This is a genomic window from Nocardia sp. NPDC059154 (assembly GCF_042755705.1).
Classification (GTDB): Bacteria; Actinomycetota; Actinomycetes; order Mycobacteriales; family Mycobacteriaceae; genus Nocardia.
Genome location: NZ_JBHZCS010000042.1, coordinates 48,501 through 72,886, shown reverse-complemented (window position 1 = coordinate 72,886; position 24,386 = coordinate 48,501). Strand labels below are relative to the sequence as shown.

Annotated in this window: 2 protein-coding genes (1 of these 2 only partly in view); both read left to right on the top strand. The window is 69.5% G+C overall.

Annotation, left to right across the window (positions count from 1 at the left end; genetic code table 11):
* On the top strand, positions 1–8,613 hold the 3' portion of the coding sequence (locus ACFXN1_RS31290; protein WP_379463732.1) for a type I polyketide synthase. Its footprint begins 5,187 nt before the window's first position; the window shows 8,613 of its 13,800 coding nt (coding positions 5,188–13,800); the start codon falls outside the window, past its left edge; it ends in the stop codon at positions 8,611–8,613.
* Positions 8,610–24,386, top strand: a complete 15,777-nt coding sequence (locus ACFXN1_RS31285) for a type I polyketide synthase (RefSeq protein ID WP_379463731.1) — start codon at positions 8,610–8,612, stop codon at positions 24,384–24,386. Before ACFXN1_RS31290 ends, ACFXN1_RS31285 begins: the two co-directional genes overlap by 4 nt.

Sequence of the window (24,386 nt, the reverse complement as noted above, 5' to 3'; positions counted from 1 at the left end):
GCCGAGATCGAGGCCCGTTTCGCCGAGCGAGGCGCGAAGACGTCCCGGCTGCGGGTCAGCCACGCCTTCCACTCGCATCGAATGGAGCCGATGCTGGCCGAATTCGAGTCTGTCGCACAGGATTTGACCTACAATCCGCTCCGGATTCCCGTGGTATCGAACGTGTCCGGTCAGCTGGCCGGGGACGAGATCATGGAGCCCGAGTACTGGGTTCGCCAGGTGCGAGGCGCGGTGCGGTTCGCGCCGGGCATCCAGACGCTGATCGCCTCGGGGGTGCGCCGATTCCTGGAGGTGGGCCCCGACGCGGTGCTGGCGGCGCTGACCCGGCAGACCCTTCCCGAGGACGCCGAGTCCACGTCGATGGTGGCCGCGGCCGCGCGCCGGGATCACGATGAGCCCCAACAGTTCTCGACGATGCTCGCACAGGCTCACACCGCCGGTGTGCGGGTGGACTGGACGCCACTGCTCGGTCGCCGATCGGCCCGGCGAATTCCCCTGCCCACCTACGCCTTCCAGCACCAGCGATTCTGGCTGCCGCCGCGTCGCGAAGCCACTGGCGACCCCCAAGCTCACCCCTTGCTCACCGGTGTGTTCCCGGTGGCCGGTAAAGACGAGTTCGTCTTCACCGGCCGGTTCTCGCTGCCCACCGACCCGTGGGTCGCCGACCACATGACCTACGGCACCGTGGTGCTGCCCAGCGCGACCCTGATCGAATTCCTGCTCGTCGCGGGCAGCCGAATCGATTGCGGCGTCGTCGAGGAACTGACCCTGGAGGCTCCGATCCTCCCGTCGGAAACCGACGAGGTCGAACTCCAGGTATCGGTGCAGGAGCCGGACTCGACCGGCCGACGCCAGTTCAGCTTCTACTTCCGCAAGGCCGGCCGCGCGGGCGAATGGGTCCGCAACGCCAGCGGTGTCCTGGCCCCCGCCTGGGACGGCGATGACGCCCTGCTGGACCAGTTGCGCGACGAGGCATGGCCGCCGGCCGACGCCGAAACCCTCGACACCGCATGGATTCCCGAGCGGATCGCGAAGGGATCCGGGCTCGAATACGGCCCGGCATTCCTCGGTGTCGACGCCGCCTGGCAGCGGGACGGAGCCGTCTTCTCGGAGATCACCCTGAACACGGCCGCCGCGCCCGAACCGGAGCGGTTCGATCTGCATCCGGCTCTGCTCGACCTGGTGATGCATGCCGGGCTGGCCGGACTCATCTGGCGCGATCAGGACAGCGACCCCGACACCGGCCGATTGCTGTTCCGCTGGGGCGGCGCGCGACTACATCAGCCGCTGGTCAAGGCGACGACGCTGCGGGTCATCGCCGTCGAGAGCGGCCCGGAGACCATCTCCGTTGCGACCGTGGATGATTCAGGGCGGCCCGTGGTCTCCGTCGACGCGGTCGTCATGCGGCCCTATGACGTGAAACAGATGCGCGGCACCCTCGCCTCGGATGACGCCGACCTCTATGACATCCAGTGGACGCCGACGGCAGCAGCGACACCGGGTCCCGCCGCGGACCGGATGGCCGTGCTCGGTTCGGCGCCGGTCGCCGGTATCGCCACCCATGCACCGACTGCCTCGGAACTCACTGCAGCACAATCGATTCCAGATATCGTGACCTGGCTTCCGCAAGAAGCCGCCGCGGCCGGCGATCCCACGGCCGTCGGTGGCTTCCTGGAATCGGTACTGGCGACGGTACAGTCCTGGCTCGCGGAACCACGTCTGGCCGACACCCGACTGGTCGTGGTGACCTCGAACGGCGCCGCGCTGACCGGCGAGACACCGGATCTCGCCGCGGCAGCGGTCTGGGGCCTGATGCGGAGTGCCCAAACCGAATACCCGGGCCGATTCGTTCTCCTCGACACCGACCCGTCGGCCGACGCGCCCGCTGTCGACCAAGCTCTGGTTGCCGCAGTGATCGCGACCGGCGAACCGCAGGTCGCGGTGCGCGCCGGAGCCTTGCTCGTACCCCGGCTGGCGAAGACGCGAGCCGACCACGACGCCGAGCCCGGATCCTCGTTCGGCACCGGCACCGTCCTGCTCACCGGCGGCACCGGTGGCCTCGGCGCACTGCTGGCTCGGCATCTGGTCACCGCGCACGGCGTCCGCCATCTGATGCTGGTGTCCAGGCGCGGCGAAACCGCCGACAGCGCAACCGAATTGGTGCGCGAGCTGTCGGAAGCCGGTGCTGCCGTCCGCGTGGCGGCCTGCGATGTGGGCGACCGGGAGGCCATCGGCTCGCTGCTGGATTCCCTCGACACCGATAGTCCGCTGACCGCCGTGATCCACGCCGCGGGCGTCCTCGACGACGGCACCCTCGCGGGCCTGACCGCCGAACAACTGCGGCGCGTGTTCACCGCGAAGGCCGCCGCCGCCTGGCACCTGCACGATCTCACCCGAGACCGGAACCTGTCCGCCTTCGTGCTGTTCTCGTCGGTCGCCGCAACGATCGGTTCGGCGGGACAGGGCAACTACGCGGCGGCCAACGCCTTCCTCGACGCCCTGGCGCATCGTCGCCGCGCCGAAGGTCTGCCCGCGATTTCCCTGGCCTGGGGGCCCTGGAACTCCGCCGGTGGCATGACCGGTGGCCTGGACCGTAGCGCCCTCGCCCGCTGGGAAAGGCTCGGCCTGCACCCGCTCGCGCACGACGAAGGCCTGCGGCTGTTCGATGCGGCCACCGGCCGCGCCGCCGCACATCTGGCGGCGATCCGGTTCGACCCGGCCGAACTGCGCCGCGAAGCCGGCACCGGTGCCGTGCCGTCGGTACTTCGTGGTTTCCTGCCCCGCACCACGACTCAGGCTGCGGCCCCGTCGAGTTCGCTGGGCGCGCGCCTGAGCCGGGTACCCGAGGCCGACCGTGCGGAGGTGGTGCTCGACCTGGTTCGCGAGCACGCGGCAGCCGTGCTCGGACACGGTTCCGCCGAAGACATCAGTCCCACCGAACGATTCGACGCCCTGGGATTCGATTCGCTCGGCGGCGTCGAATTCCGCAACCGGCTGTCGAAGGCCACCGGTGTCCAACTGCCGTCCACCCTGGTCTTCGACCACCCCACCGCCGCGGCGGTCGCCGCCCTGCTGCACAGCAAGATCGAGGGAACCGAATCCGGTTCCAAACCGGCCCGCGTCTCGCGCCGCGCACGCATGGACGAGCCCATCGCGATCGTCGGCATGAGCTGCCGATTCCCCGGCGGAGTCCGCACCCCCGAGCAGTTGTGGGATCTGGTCCGGTCCGGGACCGATGCCACCACGGAATTCCCGGACGATCGCGGCTGGGATCTCGAGCGCCTGATCGACCAGGACCCGGACAAGCCCGGAACGGTCTACAGCCGCGGCGGCGGATTCCTCGACGACGCAGGAGATTTCGACGCCGGCTTCTTCGGAATCAGCCCGCGCGAGGCCCTGGCGATGGACCCCCAGCAGCGGCTGCTGCTGGAAGCCTCCTGGGAGGCACTGGAGGAATCCGGCATCGACCCGAGCACGTTGCGCGGCAGCGATACCGGCGTGTTCGCGGGCGCGTGCGCCTCGGGCTATGTCGACAATGTCACCGGCGACCTGGAGGGATTCCGGCTGACCGGCACCACCCACTCCGTCGTCTCCGGCCGCGTGGCCTACGTCTTCGGTCTCGAGGGACCGGCGGTCACCATCGACACCGCCTGCTCGTCCTCACTGGTCGCGCTGCACCTGGCGTGTCAGGCCCTGCGTCAGGGCGAGACGTCGCTGGCGTTGGCGGGCGGCGTCACCGTGGCCGCAACCCCGTATCTCTCCGTGGATTTCGCGCGGCAACGCGGGCTGTCGCCGGACGGCCGCTGCAAGGCGTTCTCCGCCGCGGCCGACGGCGTGGCCTTCGCCGAGGGTGTGGGCGTCCTGGTCCTGGAGCGGCTGTCGGACGCGCGGCGACTGGGCCACGACATCCTGGCAGTCATTCGCGGCAGCGCGGTCAATCAGGACGGTGCCAGCAATGGCCTGACCGCGCCGAACGGCCCGTCGCAGGAGCGAGTGATCGCGCAGGCCCTCGCCAATGCCGGGCTCACACCCGCCGACGTGGATGCGGTGGAAGCGCACGGGACCGGCACCCCGCTGGGTGATCCGATCGAAGCCAACGCGTTGATCGCCGCCTACGGGCAGGACCGCGGCGACCGCGAGCCGCTGCGCCTGGGATCGATCAAATCGAATATCGGTCACACCGTCGCGGCCGCCGGTGTCGGCGGCGTGATCAAGATGGTGCAGGCGCTGCGCCACGAGACCCTGCCCCCGACCCTGCACGCGGAAACTCCGTCCCCGCATGTGGATTGGTCGGCCGGGGCGGTGCGCCTGCTGACCCGCCCGGAACCCTGGCCCGCCGGGGGAATGGCCCGCCGGGCCGGTGTGTCCTCGTTCGGAGTCAGCGGTACCAACGCCCACCTGATCCTGGAGGAAGCACCCACCGCACCGGTCGTCCCGTCACCGGCCGCCGACCGACCGCGCACGGTGCTGCCGTGGCTGGTGTCGGCCAAGAGCGAGAACGCCCTGCGCGCACAGGCGGCGAAACTGCACCGGTGGCTGATCGATCACCCCGACGCCGACGCGGCGGACGTGGCCTACTCGCTCGTCACGACACGTGCCCGGCACGAGTGGCGAGCTGCGGTCCTCGGCGCTGATCGCGACGAACTGGTGGCGCGGCTCGCGAAGCTGGCCGCCGGATCCGCCTCCGCCGGAGTGGTTTCCGGCACGGTGGGCTCCGGAAAGACCGCCTTCCTCTTCACCGGTCAGGGCGCGCAGCGGGTCGGCATGGGCGCGAGTCTCTCCGCCGCCTTCCCGGTGTTCGCCGCGGCCTTGGACGAGGTGTGTGCCCGGTTCGATCCCTTGCTCGGATGTTCCCTGAAGCAAGTGATGTTCACCGGACACCTGATCGACGATCACGGAGTCGCCGCGGAAACCGGAACCTTGGATCGGACCCGCCTGACCCAGCCCGCTCTGTTCGCGTTCGAAGTGGCGATGTACCGCCTGCTGGAGTCCTTCGGTCTCGCCCCGGACCTGGTGGTCGGGCACTCGATCGGCGAGCTGGCGGCAGCGTACGTCGCCGGTGTGTGGTCCCTGGACGACGCCTGCGAGCTGGTCGCGGCCCGCGGACGACTGATGGAGGCGCTGCCCGCGGGCGGTGCGATGCTCGCGGTCGCCGCGACCGAGACCGAAGTCGCTGCCATGATCGCCGGATTCGGTGATCGGGTATCGGTGGCCGCGGTGAATGCGCCTGCGGCCGTGGTGGTCTCGGGTGACGAGGACGCCGTCGACGAGATCGACAGCCGGTTCACCGAGCAGGGACGCAAGACGAACCGCTTGCGGGTGTCGCACGCGTTCCATTCCCCTCGGATGGAGCCGATGCTGGCCGAGTTCGAGACCCTGGCCGCGCGCGTAACATTCGATGCACCGCGGATTCCGTTGGTGTCGAACGTCTCCGGCCGGATCGCGGGCGACGAGATCCTGGCGCCCGGGTACTGGGTGTCCCAGGTACGCGCCGCGGTGCGTTTCGCCGATGGTGTCGAGACGCTGACGGCGTCGGGCGCACGCCGGTTCCTCGAGATCGGCCCCGACGCGGTGCTGGCGGCGATGACCCGGCAGGCGCTCTCCGCGGAGGCCGAGGCCCGTTCGGTGGTGGCCGCGGCGGCCCGCCGGGACCACGACGAGGTCGAACAGTTCCTGACGATGCTCGCCCAGGCGCACAACGCCGGGGTGGCGGTCGACTGGAACCAGCTGTTCACCGCCCGCCCGATGGCACGAGTCGCCCTGCCCACCTACGCCTTCGACCATCGGCGGTACTGGCTCGAACCCGGTCCGGAGGAGCACCGTGGCGCTGCCGCGGAACACCCGCTGCTCACCGATGTGGTGCGGGTGGCCGACCGTGACGAGTGGCTGTTCACGGGACGGCTGTCGCTGCGCGCCCAGCCCTGGATCGCCGACCACACTACCTACGGCGTGGTGCTCGTCCCGAGCGCCGCGCTCATGGAGATGCTGCTGGTCGCCGGTCGGCGGATCGGCTGTGACGCCGTGGAGGAGCTCACCCTCGAGGCGCCGATCCTGCCGCCGGCGGAGGGCGAGGTCGAACTCCAGGTCCTGGTGCGCGAACCGGACGCCGAGGGACGCCGATCGTTCACCTTCCACTACCGCCCGAGCGGCGATGCCGCCGACGGCGAATGGACCCGCAATGCCAGCGGCGTGCTCAGCGCCCGGCAGTGGATCGACATCGGGCTGGTGGACATGGTGCGCGCCGCTTCCTGGCCGCCCGCCGATGCCGAACCGGTGGACCCCGAATGGATTCCGGCCCAGGTGGCGCGGGCCGCCGGATTGGAATGGGGACCCGCGTTCTTCGGCGTCGAGGCCGCTTGGCGCAGCGGCGACACGGTCTTCTCCGAGGTCGCCCTGACCGAGGACACCCCGGCCGACCGGTTCCAGCTGCACCCGGCGCTGTTCGACATGGTGATGCATGCCGGCCTCGCCTGCCTGATCTGGCCCGACCACCAGGGCGACGCGTCCGAGGGCAAGCTGCTGTTCCGTTGGGGCGGAACGCAATTCCACACCACGTCCACAGTGACGAAGCTGCGGGTGATGGCCATCCAGCGCAGCAGTGAGGCGATCTCCGTCGTGGCCGTCGACCAGGACGGCAACCCGGTCGTCAGCATCGACGAAGTACTCATGCGCTCCTACGACGTCCAGCAGTTCCGGGCCGCGCTGCCGGGCGGCCGCGCGGCACGGTACGGGTTGCGCTGGGCACCGGCGGAGCCGCTCGCCGACGCACCGGCCGGGAGCGCGGCCGTGCTCGGGGCCGGGCACGTGGCCGGAATCGAAGAGCAGTACCCGGATCTGGCGACCCTCGCCTCGGCTCCGATCGTTCCGGGCGTCGTGGTGTGGTCCGAAGCCGCAGCGCTGCACGGTGATTCGCAGCCATCCGCACGCGATCGGGTCGATACCGCCCGGCGCATGGTGCGGGACTGGTTGGCCGACGAGCGATTCGCGCGGTCGCAGCTGGTCGTGGTGACCGGCCGGGCGGCAGCGCTGCCCGAAGAGACACCGGACACCGGATCGGCCGCGGTGTGGGGGCTGATCCGAAGCGCCCAGACCGAGTATCCGGGGCGGATCGTACTGCTCGATGCCGAGGAATCCGCTGGTGTGCAGCACCTTTCGGCCGAATCGATCCGAGCCGTGATCGCGACCGGAGAACCGCAGGCGGCGGTGCGGGGCAATGGTGTCCTGGTGCCGCGACTACAGGCGCTGGCATCCGCGGCGGCCGAGCGGGTGTCGTTCGGTCCCGGGACGGTGCTGATCACCGGCGGTACCGGGGGATTGGGTGCGCTGCTGGCCCGCCACCTGGTCGCCGAACACGGGGTGCGGCACCTGCTACTGGTCTCACGCCGCGGCGAGAGTGCGGACGGTGCCACAGAACTCGCGGCGGAACTGGCGCGATCCGGTACCGAAGTACGGATCGCCGCCTGCGACGTCACCGACCGCGACGCGCTTCGGGACCTGCTGGCCGCTGTGCCCGCGGAGCATCCGCTGACCGGTGTCGTCCACACCGCGGGCGTGCTCGACGACAGCGCGTTCCACACGCTCACCGGCGACCAGATCGACCGGGTGTTCGCCCCCAAGGCCGATGCGGCGTGGACTCTGCACGGGCTCACCCGCGACATGAAGCTGTCGGCATTCGTGATGTTCTCGTCGATCGCCGGAATGATCGGTTCGGCCGGGCAGGCGAATTACGCTGCCGCGAACAGCTTCCTGGACGCCCTCGCGGTGCAGCGCCGCGCCGCGGGACTCCCGGCGCTCGCGCTCGCCTGGGGGCCGTGGCAGCAGGACATCGGTATGACCGGCGTCCTGGATCGTGCCGCCATGAACCGGTTGGAGCGACTGGGCCTGGCCCCGCTGGATCGTGCCGAGGGCCTGCGCTTGTTCGACGAATCGCTGACCACGGCGGAACCGGTGTCGGTGCCGGCGCGGCTGGATACCGACAAACTGCGGATGGAATCGCACTCCGGTCCGGTGCCCGCGGTGCTGCGCGGATTCGTTCGCACCCGCGCCCGGTCGGTCACAGCGCCGGGCAGTGCGCAGTCGCTCGGGGACCGTCTGCACGGTGTGGCGGAGGCGAAGCGCCGCGGGTTCGTCCTGGACCTGGTGCGCGAACATGTGGCGGCGGTGCTGGGCTACGGCTCGGCCGATGACATCGGACCCGATCGGGGCTTCAACGAACTCGGTTTCGACTCCCTCGGCGGCGTCGAATTCCGAAACCGGCTGGCGAAGGTGACGGGGCTGTCGCTGCCCTCGACCCTGGTGTTCGACTATCCGACGGCGGGTGATGTCGCCGACTACCTGCTGGCGCAGACCGTGGTGACGGCGCCGGCGCAACCGGCGTCGGCGGCGGCCGACGACCTGGCGCGGCTCGAGGCACTGCTCGAGCGAATCATCGCCAACAGCAGCGACAACGACGAGATCGTCGCCGGATTGCGGGGCGTCAACGAGCGCCTCGTTGCCCACCTGGGCGGTACGTGGTCGCGCAGCGGCTACGACGATCTCGAATTCGATTCCGACACTGCGCTATCCGACAGTGAGCTCTTGGATCTGATCGACGAGGAGTTTGGCCCAGCATGAGCAACCCCGGCACCAGCAACGAGGAACGGCTCAGCCGGTATCTGCGCAAGCTCACCGGAGACCTCCGCGCCGCCAAGAAGCACATCCAGGACCTCGAGGACCGGGCCGGCGAACCGATCGCGATCGTCGGCATGAGCTGCCGCTATCCGGGCGGGGTCGAAACTCCGGCGCAGCTGTGGGATCTGGTCGCCTCGGGCGCCGATGCCATCGGGCCCTTCCCGGCCGACCGCGGCTGGGACCTCGAGCGGCTGTTCGACACCGATCCCGATACGCCGGGCACCATCTACACCCGCGAGGGCGGATTCCTGGATGCGGCAGGCGATTTCGACGCCGGATTCTTCGGGATCGGCCCGCGTGCGGCCCTGGCGATGGATCCGCAGCAGCGCCTGTTCCTGGAAGCGGCCTGGGAGGCACTGGAGGATGCGGGCATCGATCCGGTGTCGTTGCGCGGCAGTGACACCGGTGTGTTCGCCGGCGTGATCCATCAGGACTACGGCCCCCGCGTGGGGTCGCCGGGCCTGACCGCCGAGGCGGAAGGCCATGCCTACCTGGGTGTTTCCTCCAGCATCCTCTCCGGCCGGGTCGCCTTCACTTTCGGTTTCAAGGGCCCGGCGCTCTCGGTGGACACCGCGTGCTCGTCGTCGCTGGTCGCCCTGCACCTCGCGTGCCAGGCGCTGCGGCAGGGCGACACCTCGCTCGCCCTGGTCGGCGGCGTCACCGTGATGTCCGATCCGGCCCTGCTGATCGCCTTCGGCCGCCAGCGCGCACTGTCCCCGGATGCGCGATGCAAAGCCTTCGCGGCGGCGGCGAACGGGACCGGATTCTCCGAGGGTCTCGGCATGCTCGCGGTCGAACGACTCTCGGATGCCCGCCGTCTCGGCCACCCCGTCCTCGCGGTCATCCGCGGCAGCGCGATCAACCAGGACGGCGCCAGCAATCGCCTGACCGCACCGAACGGTCCGTCGCAGGAAAAGGTGATCGCACAGGCCCTGGCCAATGCCGGTCTGACGCCCGCCGACGTCGATGTCGTCGAAGCCCACGGCACCGGCACCACCCTCGGCGACCCGATCGAGGCGCAGGCGCTGATCGCCGCCTACGGTCGCGGACGCGTCGGAGCTCCGCTGCGCCTCGGTTCGCTCAAGTCGAACATCGGGCACACCTCGGCCGCGGCCGGCGTCGGCGGCGTGATCAAGATGGTGCAGGCGCTGCGGTACGAAACGCTGCCCGCGACACTGCATGTCGACGCTCCGACTCCGCATGTGGACTGGTCGGCGGGCTCGGTGCGGCTGCTCACCGCGGCCGAACCGTGGCCGGCGGGGGAGCGGGTGCGTCGCGCCGGCGTGTCCTCCTTCGGCGCCAGCGGCACCAACGCGCACCTGATCCTGGAAGAAGCCCCCGCTCTGGAGGAGGCCCCCGCCGAACCGGTGGACGAGGCTCCCGATCAGGGTGCGCAGGCCGTGGCGTCCGATGTCTCCGCCTGGCTGGTCTCGGCGAAGACCGAGGACGGCCTGCGTGCGCAGGCGGGCAAACTGCGGCGGTGGGTGGCCGAACACCCCGACCTGACCACCGACGAGATCGCCTATTCGCTGTTGACGACCCGGGCCCGGCTGGACTGGCGGGGCACCGTGGTCGCCGGCGACCGGGACGCCATGCTCGCCGGACTGGCCGCGCTCGCGGAACACGGCTCGGCGAGCACCGCCGCGGGCGTGACGGCGGCGCAGGCGGCCACGCGCAAGGCAGCGTTCCTGTTCACCGGGCAGGGCGCACAGCGGGCCGGGATGGGACGTGAACTGGCCGAGGCGTTCCCGGCATTCGCCGCCGCGTTGGACGAGGTGTGTGCGCAGTTCGATCCGCTCTTGGGCGGTTCGCTGAAGCAGGTGATGTTCACCGGCCGACAGGTCGGCGCTGCCGATACCGCCGTGCTGGATCGGACCGAGTTCACCCAGCCCGCGCTGTTCGCCTACGAGGTCGCACTGTGCCGGCTCCTGGAATCCTTCGGTGTGACACCGGATTTCCTGATCGGCCATTCGATCGGTGAGCTGGCCGCCGCGTACATCGCCGGTGTGTGGTCGCTCCCGGACGCGTGCCGGCTGGTCGCGGCGCGCGGCCGCCTCATGGGCCGGCTGCCCGAGGGCGGCGCGATGCTGGCCGTCGCGGCCACCGAGCGCGAGGTGTCCGACGCGCTCGCCGACCATGCGGACCGCGCGTCCATCGCGGCTGTGAATTCGCCTGCGGCCGTGGTGGTCTCCGGTGACGAGGACGCGGTGACGGCGCTCGAGCAGTGGTTCACCGACCGTGGCCGCAAGACCTCGCGGCTACGGGTGTCGCATGCGTTCCATTCCCACCGCATGGATCCGATGCTGGCCGAGTTCGCCACTGTCGCACGGGAAGTGACCTATCGCCGCCCGCAGATTCCCCTGGTCTCGAATCTGTCCGGCCGGATCGCCGGTGATGAGGTACTCGAGCCCGCGTACTGGGTCCAGCAGGTGCGGGCGAGCGTTCAGTTCGCCCGGGGCGTCGAGACCCTCGCGGCCTCGGGTGTGCGCCGATTCCTGGAGATCGGTCCCGATGCGGTCCTGACGGCCATGACCCGGCAATGCCTGCCGGAGGACCTCGAATCCCAGTCGTCGGTGATCGCCGCAGCTCGCCGAGGCCGGGCCGAGGTCGAACAGTTCGTGACCTGCCTGGCCCACGCGCACACGGTCGGCCTCGAGGTCGGCTGGACGGCGTTCTTCGCCGGTCGGCCGGTATCGCGAGTGTCGTTGCCCACCTATGCTTTCCAGCGCCGCCGCTACTGGCTCGAGGCTGTGCAGGGCACCGCCGGCGTCGAGTCCGCAGGTTTGGGTGCGGTGCAGCATCCGCTGCTGGGCGCGGTGGTCTCGGAACCCGAATCCGGTGGCGTGCTGTTGACCGGCCGGTTGTCGGTGGCGACCCATCCCTGGCTGGCCGACCATGCGGTGGCCGGGTCGGTCCTGCTGCCCGGGACCGGTTTCGTGGAGCTGGCGCTGCGCGCCGGCGCCGAAGCCGGGTGCCCGGCGATCGAGGAACTGACGCTGCGGGCGCCCCTGGTCCTGCCCGCGTCCGGCGGTGTCCAGCTCCAGGTCGTTGTCGGCGGGCCGGAACACGAACTCGCGCAACGGCCGGTATCGATCTACTCTCGCGCCGAACACGATCGCGACGAAGAGTGGGTACTCAACGCGCGGGGTCTGCTGACCACCCGCGACGACGCCACCGAACCCCAATCGCAGACCTGGCCGCCTGCCGAGGCGACCGGTCTCGATGTCGCGGCCGCGTACACGGCCCTGCTGGCACGCGGTTACGACTACGGCCCCGCGTTCCAGGGCGTGCGGGCGCTGTGGCGACGCGGCGACGAGGTGTTCGCCGAGGTCGCCATCGATACGGACTCCGGGATGCGAGCCGAGGGTTTCGGGATCCATCCGGGGCTGCTGGACGCGGCCTTGCAGGCGGGACTGCTGGCCTGGGTGTCCGAAGAGGCTGCGGGACAGCAGGATTCACCGTTCACGGTGGCGGCGGGCCACGTGGTGCTGCCGTTCTCCTGGGAGTCGGTGTCGCTGTACGCGGCCGAAGCGTCGGTGCTGCGCGTGCGTCTGACCACGACCGGATCGTCGGTATCGGTGTGGGCGGGCGACGAACAGGGACAACCCGTGCTGTCGGGGTCGGTGACGCCCCGCCCGATGCCATTGGCACAGCTGGCCGCCGCCGGTGCGAGCGGCGCGGCCGATCCGGTGCTGGAACTGGTGTGGTCGCCGATCGCGGCCGAGTCCGTGGTAACGGATGCTGTTGTGGGCCGGTGGGATCGGTTGGACCCGCAGTCACCGGTACCCCCGGTGGTGGTCGTCGAGGCCGGGTCCGGCTGGAACGTACACACGGGCACCGACGTGGTGGCCACCACCCACACCGAGGTCGCACGAATCCTCGAGGTGGTGCAGGCGTGGCTGGATCAGGACCGGTTCGCCTCGAGCACCCTGCTGATCGCCACGCGTGGCGCGGTCGCCCTGCCCGGTGAAGACCTCACCGACCTCGCGGGTGCCGCCGTGTGGGGCCTGGTGCGCACCGCGCAGACGGAGGATCCGGGCCGAATTGTCCTGGTGGACGCGGACACCGGCCTCGACGAGCGACTCGCGGCCACCGTTCTGGCCGTGAACGAACCCCAGGTGGTCGTGCGCGCCGGCGTCACCCACACCGCTCGACTGACCCGGCCTGCACCCGTGTCAATCACGCGCGGCGAGGAATCCGCCTTCGGCACGGGAGCGGTGCTGATCACCGGCGGCACAGGCGGTTTGGGTGCCCTGGTGGCCCGGCACGTGGTCGTCGAGCACGGCGTCCGGTCGCTGCTGCTGGTCAGCCGCAGCGGCCCGCAGGCCGAGGGCGTGACAGCGGTCTGCGACGAGTTGACCGACCTGGGCGCACAGGTGCGAGTCGCGGCCTGCGACGTCACCGCCCCCGACGCGGTCGCCCGACTCCTGGCCGACGGACCCGAGCCGTTGACCGCCGTGATCCACGCCGCGGGTGTGCTCGACGACGGGGTCATCGCGTCCCTGACCCCGCAGCGGCTGGACGCGGTCCTGGCGCCGAAGGCAGACGCCGCCTGGTACCTCCACGAGGCGACCGCGGATCTGAATCTGGCTGCGTTCGTGGTGTTCTCCTCGGTGTCGGGCACCATCGGCGGACCCGGTCAGGCCAACTACGCGGCCGCGAACACCTTCCTCGACGCGCTGGTCGCGCACCGGCGTGCACGGGGACTGTCCGGGCAATCGCTGGCCTGGGGTCCGTGGGCACGCTCGAGCAGCATGACCGGACACCTGGGTGAGACCGATGTGGCCCGGATGAGCCGCGGCGGCTTCACCGCGATGCCGGACGAGCAGGCACTGGCCGGATGGGATGCGGCGCTCGCTCAGGGCACGGCGCTGGCGGTGATCGCGGCCGTGGACACCACCGCGATTCGCGCTCGCGCCGAGGCGGGACTTCTGCCGCCACTACTGCGGGAACTGGCGCCGACCGTGGCCCGGCGTCCGGCGGCGACGACCTCGGCGGCGGCATCCGGTCTCCGGCAACGGCTTACCGGCCTGGATACCGATCAGCAGCGGCAGGCGGTACTCGCGACCGTGCGCACCCACATCGCGGCCGTCCTCGGTCACGATGGTGCGTCCGCGATCGAACGCGATTCCGCCTTCCAGGACCTGGGATTCGATTCCCTGAGCGCGGTCGAGCTCCGCAACCGGCTCAAGACCGCCACCGGCCTGTCACTGTCGGCCGCAGTCGTTTTCGACTACCCGACACCACGGACACTGGCCGCCTATCTGGCCGACGAGCTCACCGGCACCGGGCGCGACATCGCCGTCACCGCCACCAAGTCCGCCGACGACGAACCGATTGCGATCGTCGGCATGGCGTGCCGGTACCCGGGCGGCGTGAGTTCTCCCGAGCAGCTGTGGAATCTGGTCGCGAACGGGACCGACGCGACGTCGGAGTTCCCGGTGAACCGAGGCTGGGATACCGACCGTCTGTACGACCCCACCGGCGAGACGCCGCACACCACCTACACGCGCGAGGGCGGATTCCTGCACTCCGCAGGTGAATTCGATCCGGCGTTCTTCGGCATCAGCCCCAATGAAGCCGCGGTGATGGATCCGCAGCAGTTCCTGCTGCTGGAAACCTCGTGGGAGGCGCTGGAGCGGGCCGGCGTCGATCCGGCGGAACTGCGCGGCAGTTCGACCGGGGTGTTCACCGGCATGATGTATCACGACTATCCGGTCAACGCGAACGCGGGATCCATTGCGTCCGGCCGGGTTTCGTATGTGTTCGGGCTGGAGGGCCCGGCGGTCACCGTGGATACGGCGTGTTCGTCCTCGCTGGTGGCGATGCATTTGGCGGCGCAGTCGCTGCGGTCGGGGGAGTGCGATCTGGCGTTGGCCGGTGGTGTGGCGGTGATGGCGACGCCGGAAACGTTCGTGGAGTTCAGCCGCCAGCGCGGGCTGGCCCCGGACGGGCGGAGCAAGTCCTTCTCCGACACCGCCGACGGTGTCGCCTGGTCCGAAGGCGCCGGTGTGCTGGTGCTGGAGCGGCTGTCCGACGCCCGCCGCAATGGTCATGACGTGCTCGCAGTGGTCTCGGGTTCGGCGGTGAATCAGGATGGCGCGTCGAATGGTCTGACCGCGCCGAACGGTCCGTCACAGCGGCGGGTGATCCGCCAAGCGCTGGCGAATGCCGGGGTGTCCTCGGCCGACGTCGATGTGGTGGAGGCCCACGGCACCGGTACGACGCTGGGTGATCCGATCGAGGCCGAAGCGCTTCTGGCGACGTACGGGCAGGAACGTGCGGCGGATCGTCCGCTGTGGCTGGGGTCGTTGAAGTCCAACATCGGTCATGCCCAGGCTGCGGCCGGTGTGGGTGGCGTGATCAAGATGGTGATGGCGATGCGCCACGGCGTGCTGCCCAAGACGCTGCATGTCGATCAGCCCAGCACCAAAGTCGATTGGACCCAGGGCCATGTGCGGTTGTTGACCGAGGCGGTGGCGTGGCCGGAGGTGGATCGTCCGCGTCGTGCGGGTGTGTCCTCGTTCGGTATCAGTGGCACGAATGCTCACGTCATCGTCGAGCAGGCTCCGGCGGCGGACCCGGCTCCGGTTGTGGTCGAGACCGTCCCGGCTGGTGGAGTGCTGCCGTGGGTGGTCTCGGCGCGCGGTAGCGCGGCTCTCGCCGCTCAGGCCGAGCGCTTGACATCGCTTGCGGGCAACCAGGATCCGGTGGATATCGGTTTCTCGCTGGCGTCGACGCGCAGTGTTTTCGAGCACCGTGCGGTCGTCGTGGCCGAGGGCCGCGATGGTCTGCTGGCAGGTGTGCGGGCATTGGCCGCGGGCGTATCGGGCGCCGGAGTGGTGTCCGGCCGCGTGGTGTCGGGTTCGACCGGTGTGGTGTTCTCGGGTCAGGGTGCGCAGTGGGCCGGTATGGCTGTCGAGCTGCGTGCGGCGTACCCGGTGTTCGCCGAGGTGTTCGATGGGATCGTTGCCGAGCTGGATCCGCTGCTGGGGCAGTCGGTTTCGTTGAGCGAGGCGCTGGCGGATGCTGATCTGGTCGACCAGACGGTGTTTGCGCAGGCGGGCCTGTTCGCGTTCGAGGTGGCGCTGTTCAGGCTGCTCGAATCCTGGGGTGTGCGTGCGGATGTGGTGGCCGGTCATTCGATCGGTGAGGTGGCTGCCGCGCATGTGGCGGGTGTGCTGTCTCTGACGGATGCGTGTGTGCTGGTCGCGGCGCGCGGTCGGCTGATGCAGGCTCTTCCCGCCGGTGGGGCGATGGTCGCTGTCGGTGCGTCCGAGGCCGATGTGTTGCCGTTGCTGGCCGGTGAGGTGTCGATCGCCGCGGTGAATGGCCCTGCATCTGTGGTGCTTTCCGGCATCGAGGACGACGTCGTCGCTGTCGTCCAGCGGTGTGCCGAGCAGGGCTGGTGGACACATCGACTGCGTGTGTCGCATGCCTTCCACTCGACCCTGATGGAGCCGATGCTGGCCGAATTTTCCACGGCCATAGCGGGTCTGACCTTCGGCAGTCCGCGTATTCCGTTGGTGTCGACCGTGACCGGCGCCGAGATCGGCGACGAGATGTCGGCCCCGTCGTATTGGGTCGGTCAGGTCCGGGACACGGTGCGGTTCGCCGACGCGGTCACCGCAATGGCCCGCCTGGGCGTATCGAGGTTCGCCGAGGTCGGTCCCGATGCGGTGCTGACCCCGATGGTCGCCCAAACTCTCGATACCGCAACCGCAATCGCGCTGACCAGGCGTGACAACGCGAACGCCACGACCGTCGTAAGTGCGGTGGCCGGGCTGTTCGTCTCCGGCGCGGAGGTGGACTGGGCCGGTTTCTACACCGGGACCGGGGCGCGGCGAATCGACCTGCCCACCTATGCCTTCCAGCACGAGCGCTTCTGGCTCGACGCCCGGCAGATGCTGGCCCAGTCGTGGCTCGGCGCCGAACTGGGCGGAGTCACCTCGGTCGGTCTCGACGCGGTGGACCACCCCTTGCTCGGTGCACTGGTACCGCACCCGGATTCGGGTGCGGTGAGCTTCACCGGCCGCTGGTCGCTGGACTCCGTCGAATGGCTGGCCGACCACAGCGTGCTCGGCACCGTGCTGCTGCCGGGCACCGGTTTCGTCGAGCTGGCCGCCCACGTCGGCGGTCTGCTGGGTTGTGCGGTGGTGGAGGAGCTCGTGCTGCACACCCCGCTGACGCTGCCGGCCGACGGCAGTGTCGCAGTGCAGGTGGTGGCGGCCGCGGCCGACGACGCCGGTCGTCGACGGCTGACCGTCCATTCGCAGCAGACGGCACAGGGCCCGTGGGCGCTCCACGCCGAAGGTGTTCTCGCCCCGGGCGAGGTGCCGCCCGACTTCGACCTCACCGCCTGGCCTCCGGCCGGTGCGCAGCCGTTGCCCGTCGATGGCGTGTACGACGAGCTGCTCGACATCGGGTATGGCTACGGCCCGTTCTTCCAAGGATTGCGGGCGGCCTGGCAGCGCGGCGATGAGTTGTTCGCCGAGGTCGCGCTGCCGGACCCGAAGGACGCCAAGGGTTTCGGGATCCATCCGGCACTGTTCGACTCGGCCCTGCATGTCGGGATCGTGCACGGCCGTGGCGGTGGCGCCGCCGTGCTGCCGTTCACCTGGAACCGGGTCGTGTTGCACTCGACAGGTGCTCCCGCGCTGCGGGTGCGCATCGTCCGTGAAGCGGGCCGGTTCGCTGTGCAGCTCGCCGATGAGCAGGGCCGGCCGGTGATGTCGGTGGGGGCCTTGGTCTCTCGGCCGGTATCGGCTGAGCGCCTGGGCACCGACCGGATGCCGGAAGCCCTCTTCGGGATGGATTGGGTCGCTGTCGCGCCGTCGCCGACGACCGTCGATCATCGTGACCTCGCGGGATTGATCGCCGATCTGGATGCCGATCCCGATTCGGTTGTTCCCGAGATCGTCTTGTTCGAGTGCCCTCACTTCGACGGTGCGCCGCCTCGAGCCGCACGGCAGGTCGCGACCAGTGTCCTCGACGCCGTCAAGGGTTGGTTGTCCGACACTCGTTTCGCCGGTTCCCGTTTGGTGGTGCTCACCGAACACGCAGTGTCCGTGGATGATTCCGAGTCGGTGGATCTGGCGCAGGCGCCGGTCTGGGGCTTGCTGCGTGCCGCGCAGGCGGAGAACCCGGGTCGTTTCCAGCTTCTCGATCTGGATGAATACGGCGATCCGTCCGCCGTGGCGGCCATTGCCGCCGCTGTCGCGTCGGAGCCGGAGGTGGCCCTCCGGGGCGCGAGCGTGTTCGTGCCGCGTCTGACCGCTCACGCACCCGGCACGATCGATCGATCGACAGCACCGGGCACCGTCCTGATCACCGGTGGCACGGGTGGCCTGGGTGCGGTGATCGCCCGGCACCTCGTGACCGAACACGGTGTGCGCCATCTACTTCTGACCTCTCGGCGTGGCCTGGATGCTCCTGGCGCTGCCGAGCTGCGGCAGGAGCTGGCCGAGCTCGGTGCCGAGGTCACCATCGCCGCGTGCGATGTGTCCGATCGAAACGCGCTCGCGGCACTGCTCGACAGCGTGTCGGATCAGCATCCGCTGACGGGTGTGGTGCACGCGGCGGGAACCGCTGACAACGCTGTGATCGAGTCGATCACAGCGGATCGCATCGACGGTGTCTTCCGGCCCAAGGTCGACGCGGCCTGGCATCTGCACGAGCTCACTCGCGATCTCTCGCTGTCATTGTTCGTGCTGGTGTCGTCCGCGGGCGGCCTGGTGCTGGCTGCCGGCCAAGCGAATTACGCCGCGGCGAATGTCTTCCTCGATGCGCTGGCGGTGCATCGCCGCGGCCTGGGATTGCCTGCCACGTCCCTGGATTACGGAATGTGGGCGCGCTCGAGCGGACTCGGGACCGAACTGTCGGAGGACGACTTCGACCGGATGCGCCGACAGGGTTTCCCGCCGCTCTCCGAGGCCGAGGGTCTGGCGCTGTTCGATGCGGCGATATCGACCGATACCGCCCAGCTGGTGGCGCTGCGGGTCGACAAGGCCGTGCTCCGGACCCGGGGCGAGCAGATTCCCGCCCTGGTCCGCGCGCTCGTACCGGCCCCGGTCCGCCGCCGGACGCCGCCGGCGGGCCAGGCCTTCCTGCGCACGCTGGCCGGACTGTCGGACGCCGATCGCAGGACCGCTCAACTCGACCTCGTCCGGTCGGTGGCCGCCGAGATCCTCGGGCACGCCTCCATGGCGGCTGTCGAACCCCAGCAGGCTTTCCAGCAGCTCGGTTTCGATTCGCTGAGCGCCATCGAGTTCCGCAACAAACTCAATGCCGCGACCGGTCTGCAACTGCCCGCGACGCTCGTCTTCGACTATCCCAACGCGCAGATCGTCGCCGAGTTCATCGACTCCCAGCTCACCGGGAGCGCAGCCGTCGAGGAGGTCGCGGTCAGCCGGGTCCGAACCGGCGACGACCCGATCGCGGTGGTGGCGATGAGCTGCCGCTACCCCGGTGGCGTCGCCTCGCCCGAAGACCTGTGGGGGCTGGTCACCTCGGGCATCGACACCACCGGCGACATGCCGATGGACCGTGGCTGGGACATCGAGGGCATCTACGATCCCGAACCCGGTAAGGCGGGCAGGACCTATACCCGCCAGGGTGGATTCCTGTACTCCGCAGCGGAATTCGATGCGGACTTCTTCGGGATCAGTCCCAATGAGGCGACCGTGATGGATCCGCAGCAGCGGTTGCTGCTGGAGGTCTCGTGGGAGGCGTTGGAGCGGGCTGGTGTGGATCCGGCGGTGCTGCGCGGCAGTTCCACCGGTGTGTTCACCGGTGTGATGTACCACGACTACGCCCAGGCGACCGGTACCGGTAGCGGCGCCGCAGGCAGTTTGGTCTCGGGCCGGGTGTCCTACGTGTTCGGTCTGGAAGGCCCTGCGGTCACCGTGGATACGGCGTGTTCGTCGTCGCTGGTGGCACTGCATCTGGCGTCGCAGTCGCTGCGGTCGGGGGAGTGCGATCTGGCATTGGCCGGTGGTGTCGCTGTGATGGCCACCCCGGACATGTTCCTCGAGTTCGGCCGTCAGCGGGGGCTGTCCCCGGATGGACGGTGCAAGTCCTTCGCCGACGCGGCCGATGGCGTGGGCTGGTCCGAGGGCGCTGGTGTTCTGGTGTTGGAGCGGTTGTCCGACGCGCAGCGCAATGGCCATCAGGTGCTCGCGGTGATCGCTGGTTCGGCGGTGAATCAGGATGGCGCGTCGAATGGTTTGACCGCGCCGAACGGTCCCTCGCAGCGGCGGGTGATTCGCCAAGCGCAGGCGAATGCCGGTGTCTCGGCGGTCGAGGTGGACGCGGTGGAGGCCCACGGCACCGGCACGACACTGGGTGATCCGATCGAAGCCCAAGCGCTTTTGGCGACTTACGGCCAGGATCGTGATGCGGACCGTCCCCTGTGGTTGGGCTCGTTGAAGTCCAACATCGGTCACGCTCAGGCTGCGGCCGGTGTGGGTGGCGTGATCAAGATGGTGATGGCGATGCAGCACGGGGTCCTGCCCCAAACCCTGCATGTGGATCAGCCCTCCACGAAGGTGGATTGGTCCGAGGGCCATGTGCGGTTGTTGACCGAGTCGGTGGCGTGGCCGGAGGTGGATCGTCCGCGTCGTGCGGGCGTGTCCTCGTTCGGTATCAGCGGCACCAACGCGCACGTCATCGTGGAGCAGGCCCCGGCAACCGCGCCTACGGTGGAACAGGCTCCCGTGGATGCGGTGCCGACCGTAGTGCCGTGGATGCTCTCGGCGCGCAGTGACGAGGCGCTCGCCGATCAGGCCGCCCGCCTGACATCGGCTGTGGCCGAACATGATCCGATCGATGTCGGCTTCTCGCTGGCATCGACGCGTGCCGTCTTCGAACATCGCGCTGTGGTCGTGGCCGAGGACCGTGATGGTCTCCTCGCGGGAGCGCGGGCACTGGCTGCGGGCGTGCAGGCAGCCGGTGTGGTCACCGGTCGTGTGGTGTCGGGTTCGACGGGTGTGGTGTTCTCGGGTCAGGGTGCGCAGTGGGCCGGTATGGCTGTCGAGCTGCGTGCGGCGTACCCGGTGTTCGCCGAGGTGTTCGATGGGATCGTTGCCGAGCTGGATCCGCTGCTGGGGCAGTCGGTTTCGTTGGTCGAGGCGTTGGCGAGCGCTGATCTGGTTGATCGGACGGTGTTCGCGCAGGCGGGTTTGTTCGCGTTCGAGGTGGCGTTGTTCAGGCTGCTCGAATCGTGGGGAGTCCGCGCCGATGTGGTGGCCGGTCACTCGATCGGTGAGGTCGCTGCCGCGCATATAGCCGGAGTGCTGTCCCTGACGGATGCGTGTGTATTGGTGGCTGCCCGTGGCCGTTTGATGCAAGCGTTGCCCGCCGGTGGGGCCATGGTCGCCGTCGGCGCCTCCGAGATCGATGTGCTGCCACTGCTGGTGGCCGGTGAGGTATCGATCGCGGCGGTGAACGGACCGTCGTCGGTGGTGCTCTCCGGGGTCGAGAACGATGTCCTTGCTGTCGCTGAGCGGTGTGCCGAGCAGGGTTGGCGGACGCACCGGTTGCGTGTCTCGCATGCCTTCCATTCGGCCTTGATGGAGCCGATGCTGGCCGAATTCGCCACGGCGATCGAGGGTTTGGCATTCGCCCGCCCGAGCATCCCGTTGGTGTCGACGGTCACCGGTACCCGGATCGGTGACGAGATGTCGGATCCGTCGTACTGGGTGGATCAGGTTCGCGAGACCGTCCGATTTGCTGATGCGGTCACCGTGATGGCGGGCATGGGTGTGTCCAGATTCGCCGAGGTCGGTCCCGACGCGGTGCTGACCCCGATGGTCGCCCAGACGCTCGATGACGGGGATGACTCGGCCGCAACGGTGGTGGCGTTGGCGCGTCGAGACCATGCCGATGCGTCGGCCGTGTTGAACGCTGTGGCCGCACTGTTCGTGGCCGGCGCCCCCGTCGACTGGGCCGGTTTCTACGCCGGGACGGGAGCCCAGCGAATCGACCTGCCCACCTACGCTTTCCAGCGCCGCCGCTACTGGATGCGCGAGGGGTCCGCGGGTACCGGTGACGCCCGGGCCATGGGTCTGGCGGCTACCGGACACCCCCTGATCTCGGCGATGGTGTCACAACCGGACTCCGGCGCGGTGATCCTGACCGGTCGCCTCTCGGTGGAGACCCAACCGTGGCTGGCCGATCACCGGGTCCTGGGCACCGTATTGTTCCCCGGTACCGGTTTGGTCGAACTCGCCCTGCATGCCGGGGAGCGAGTCGGCCGCACGAGCCTGGAAGACTTGGTGCTTCAGGCTCCGCTGGTGCTGCCGGAGTCCGGCGGCGTCGCGGTGCGCATCGTGGTCGCCGCCGAGGACGAGACCGGCCGTAGCGCGGTGCGGATCTACTCCTGCCCCGATGGCGACGTCGATTCCGCGACGTCGTGGACGCTGAATGCCGAAGGCGCCCTTGCACCGGACGAGGTGGAGGCCCCTGGCGACCTCACCTCGTGGCCTCCGGTCGGCGCGCAGCCCCTGCCCATCGAGGGTGCCTACGACGAGCTGCTCGATGCCGGGTACGGCTACGGTCCGTTCTTCCAGGGATTGCAGGCGGCATGGCAGCGTGGCGATGACGTGTTCGCCGAGGTCGCCCTTCCGGATCCGCAGGACGCCAAGGGTTTCGGTCTGCATCCTGCGCTGCTCGATGCCGCGCTGCACGCACTGCGCCTGGCGGGCTACCTGTCCGCGGAGGGAAGTGGACCGGCATTGCCATTCGAGTGGTCCGGTGTCACCGTGCACGCAGCGGAACCGGGCGCGTTGCGCGTCCGGCTGACCCGCGTCGGCGAACATGCGGTGGCCATGGAGCTGGCGGATCCGACCGGCGCTCCGGTGGCCACGGTGCGGCATCTGGCCTCCCGGCCAATCGATCCCGCACAGCTGACCACCGGCGCACCCGCCTTCGGCAACGCGCTGTTCCAGGTCGACTGGACACCGCTCGCGGTATCCGAGGCCGAGGTCAGCGCCGTGTCCTGGGTGGATCTCGGTGACGAGGTCCCGGCCGCGGTAGTGCTGGACTGCCCGGCGGGTAATGATCCCGCCGACGTTCGTGCCGCGACTCACAGTGTGCTGCAAGCACTCCAGTCCTGGATCGCCGATCACCGGTTCACCGAGTCGGTGCTGGTGGTTCGGACCAGCGGCGCGGTCTCGGTTGCCGGGGAGGACATTACGAACCTCGCCGGTGCCGCCGTGGGGGGTCTGGTGCGTTCCGCCCAGGCGGAGAACCCGGGCCGGATCGTATTGGTAGACACCGATTCCGACGTGCACGGGCTGCTCGGCGGAATCCTGGCCTCCGGGGAGCCCCAGGCCGCCGTGCGCGGCGAGCAGGTGCATGTCGCGCGACTCGCCCGAGCCGCCGCGTCGACCGCTCCAGCCCCGAGTTCCGCTCTCGGTCCGGACGAAACCGTTCTGATCACCGGCGCCAGCGGCTTCCTCGGCGGACTGTTCGCCCGGCATCTGGCAAACACCCAGGGTGTCCGTCACCTGCTGATGCTGAGCCGGCGCGGTGAATCGGCCCCGGGCGCCACCGAGTTGCGCGCGGAACTGGAGCTTCTCGGTGCCGAGGTCGAGTTCGTCGCCTGCGATGTCGCCGACCGTGGCGCGCTCGAGCAGGTATTGGCCGGTATCCCGGCGGACCGCCCGCTCACGGGTGTGTTCCATACGGCCGGTGTGCTCGACGATGGCGCCATCGGTTCACTCACCGCGGATCGCCTGGACACGGTCCTGCGGCCCAAGGTCGACGCCGCGCTGCACCTGCACGAGCTGACCGCCGATCTGCCGTTGAAGGCGTTCGTGCTGTTCAGTTCGGCGGCCGGTGCATTCGGCAACCCCGGCCAGGGCAACTATGCCGCGGCCAACGCCTGCCTGGACGCCTTGGCATTGCACCGCAGGGCATCCGGGCGGAGCGGACAGTCGCTGGCGTGGGGTCTGTGGGGTACCGACGGCGGTATGGCCACGGAACTCAGCGAGGTCGACCGGCAGCGCATGTCCCGTTCCGGCATGCTGCCGCTGTCGGAAGAACAGGGCCTGGCATTGTTCGGCGCGGCCACCGGAATCGATACGGCGGCTCCGATCCTCGCCCGCCTCGATCTGGAGAGCCTCCGCAACGCGGGGTTCGCCGCGGCCCTGCTGTCCGGCCTGGTTCCCGCGCGCCGCAAAGCGGCCTCGGACGCGCCCGCGGCACTGCGGACTCGTTTGGCGAATACTCCCGAGAGCGAACGCCTCGGTGTGCTCGCCGAAATCGTTCGCGGTCAGGTCGCGGCGGTACTCGGTCATCAGAACGCGAATGCGATCGCGGCCGACCGGGCCTTCAGCGACCTGGGCTTCGATTCGATCACCGCGGTCGAGTTCCGCAATGCCCTGAAAGCCGTGACGGGCCTGCGCTTGCCGGCGACGCTGGTATTCGACTACCCGACGCCGCAGGCGCTGGCCGAATACCTGGCCGACGAGTTCACCGACGAGCACCACACCGGCCAATCGACAGATCTGTCGGAGAACGATATTCGCCGAGCTCTCCAGACGATTCCACTCACCCGCCTGCGCGACGCGGGCCTGTTGGATGCCCTCATGAAACTCGCCGGCGGGCAGGACAGCCCCGGCGAGATCGAGCAGAGCATCACCGAGGAATCGATCGACGAGCTCGATATCGACGACCTGATCGACCTGGCTTACAACAACTCCTCAGAAGACTGA

What these genes read in the sequence shown, in the direction of transcription:
- ACFXN1_RS31285 (WP_379463731.1), top strand. Translation starts at nt 8,610, where the DNA reads ATGAGCAACCCCGGCACCAGCAACGAGGAACGGCTCAGCCGGTATCTG.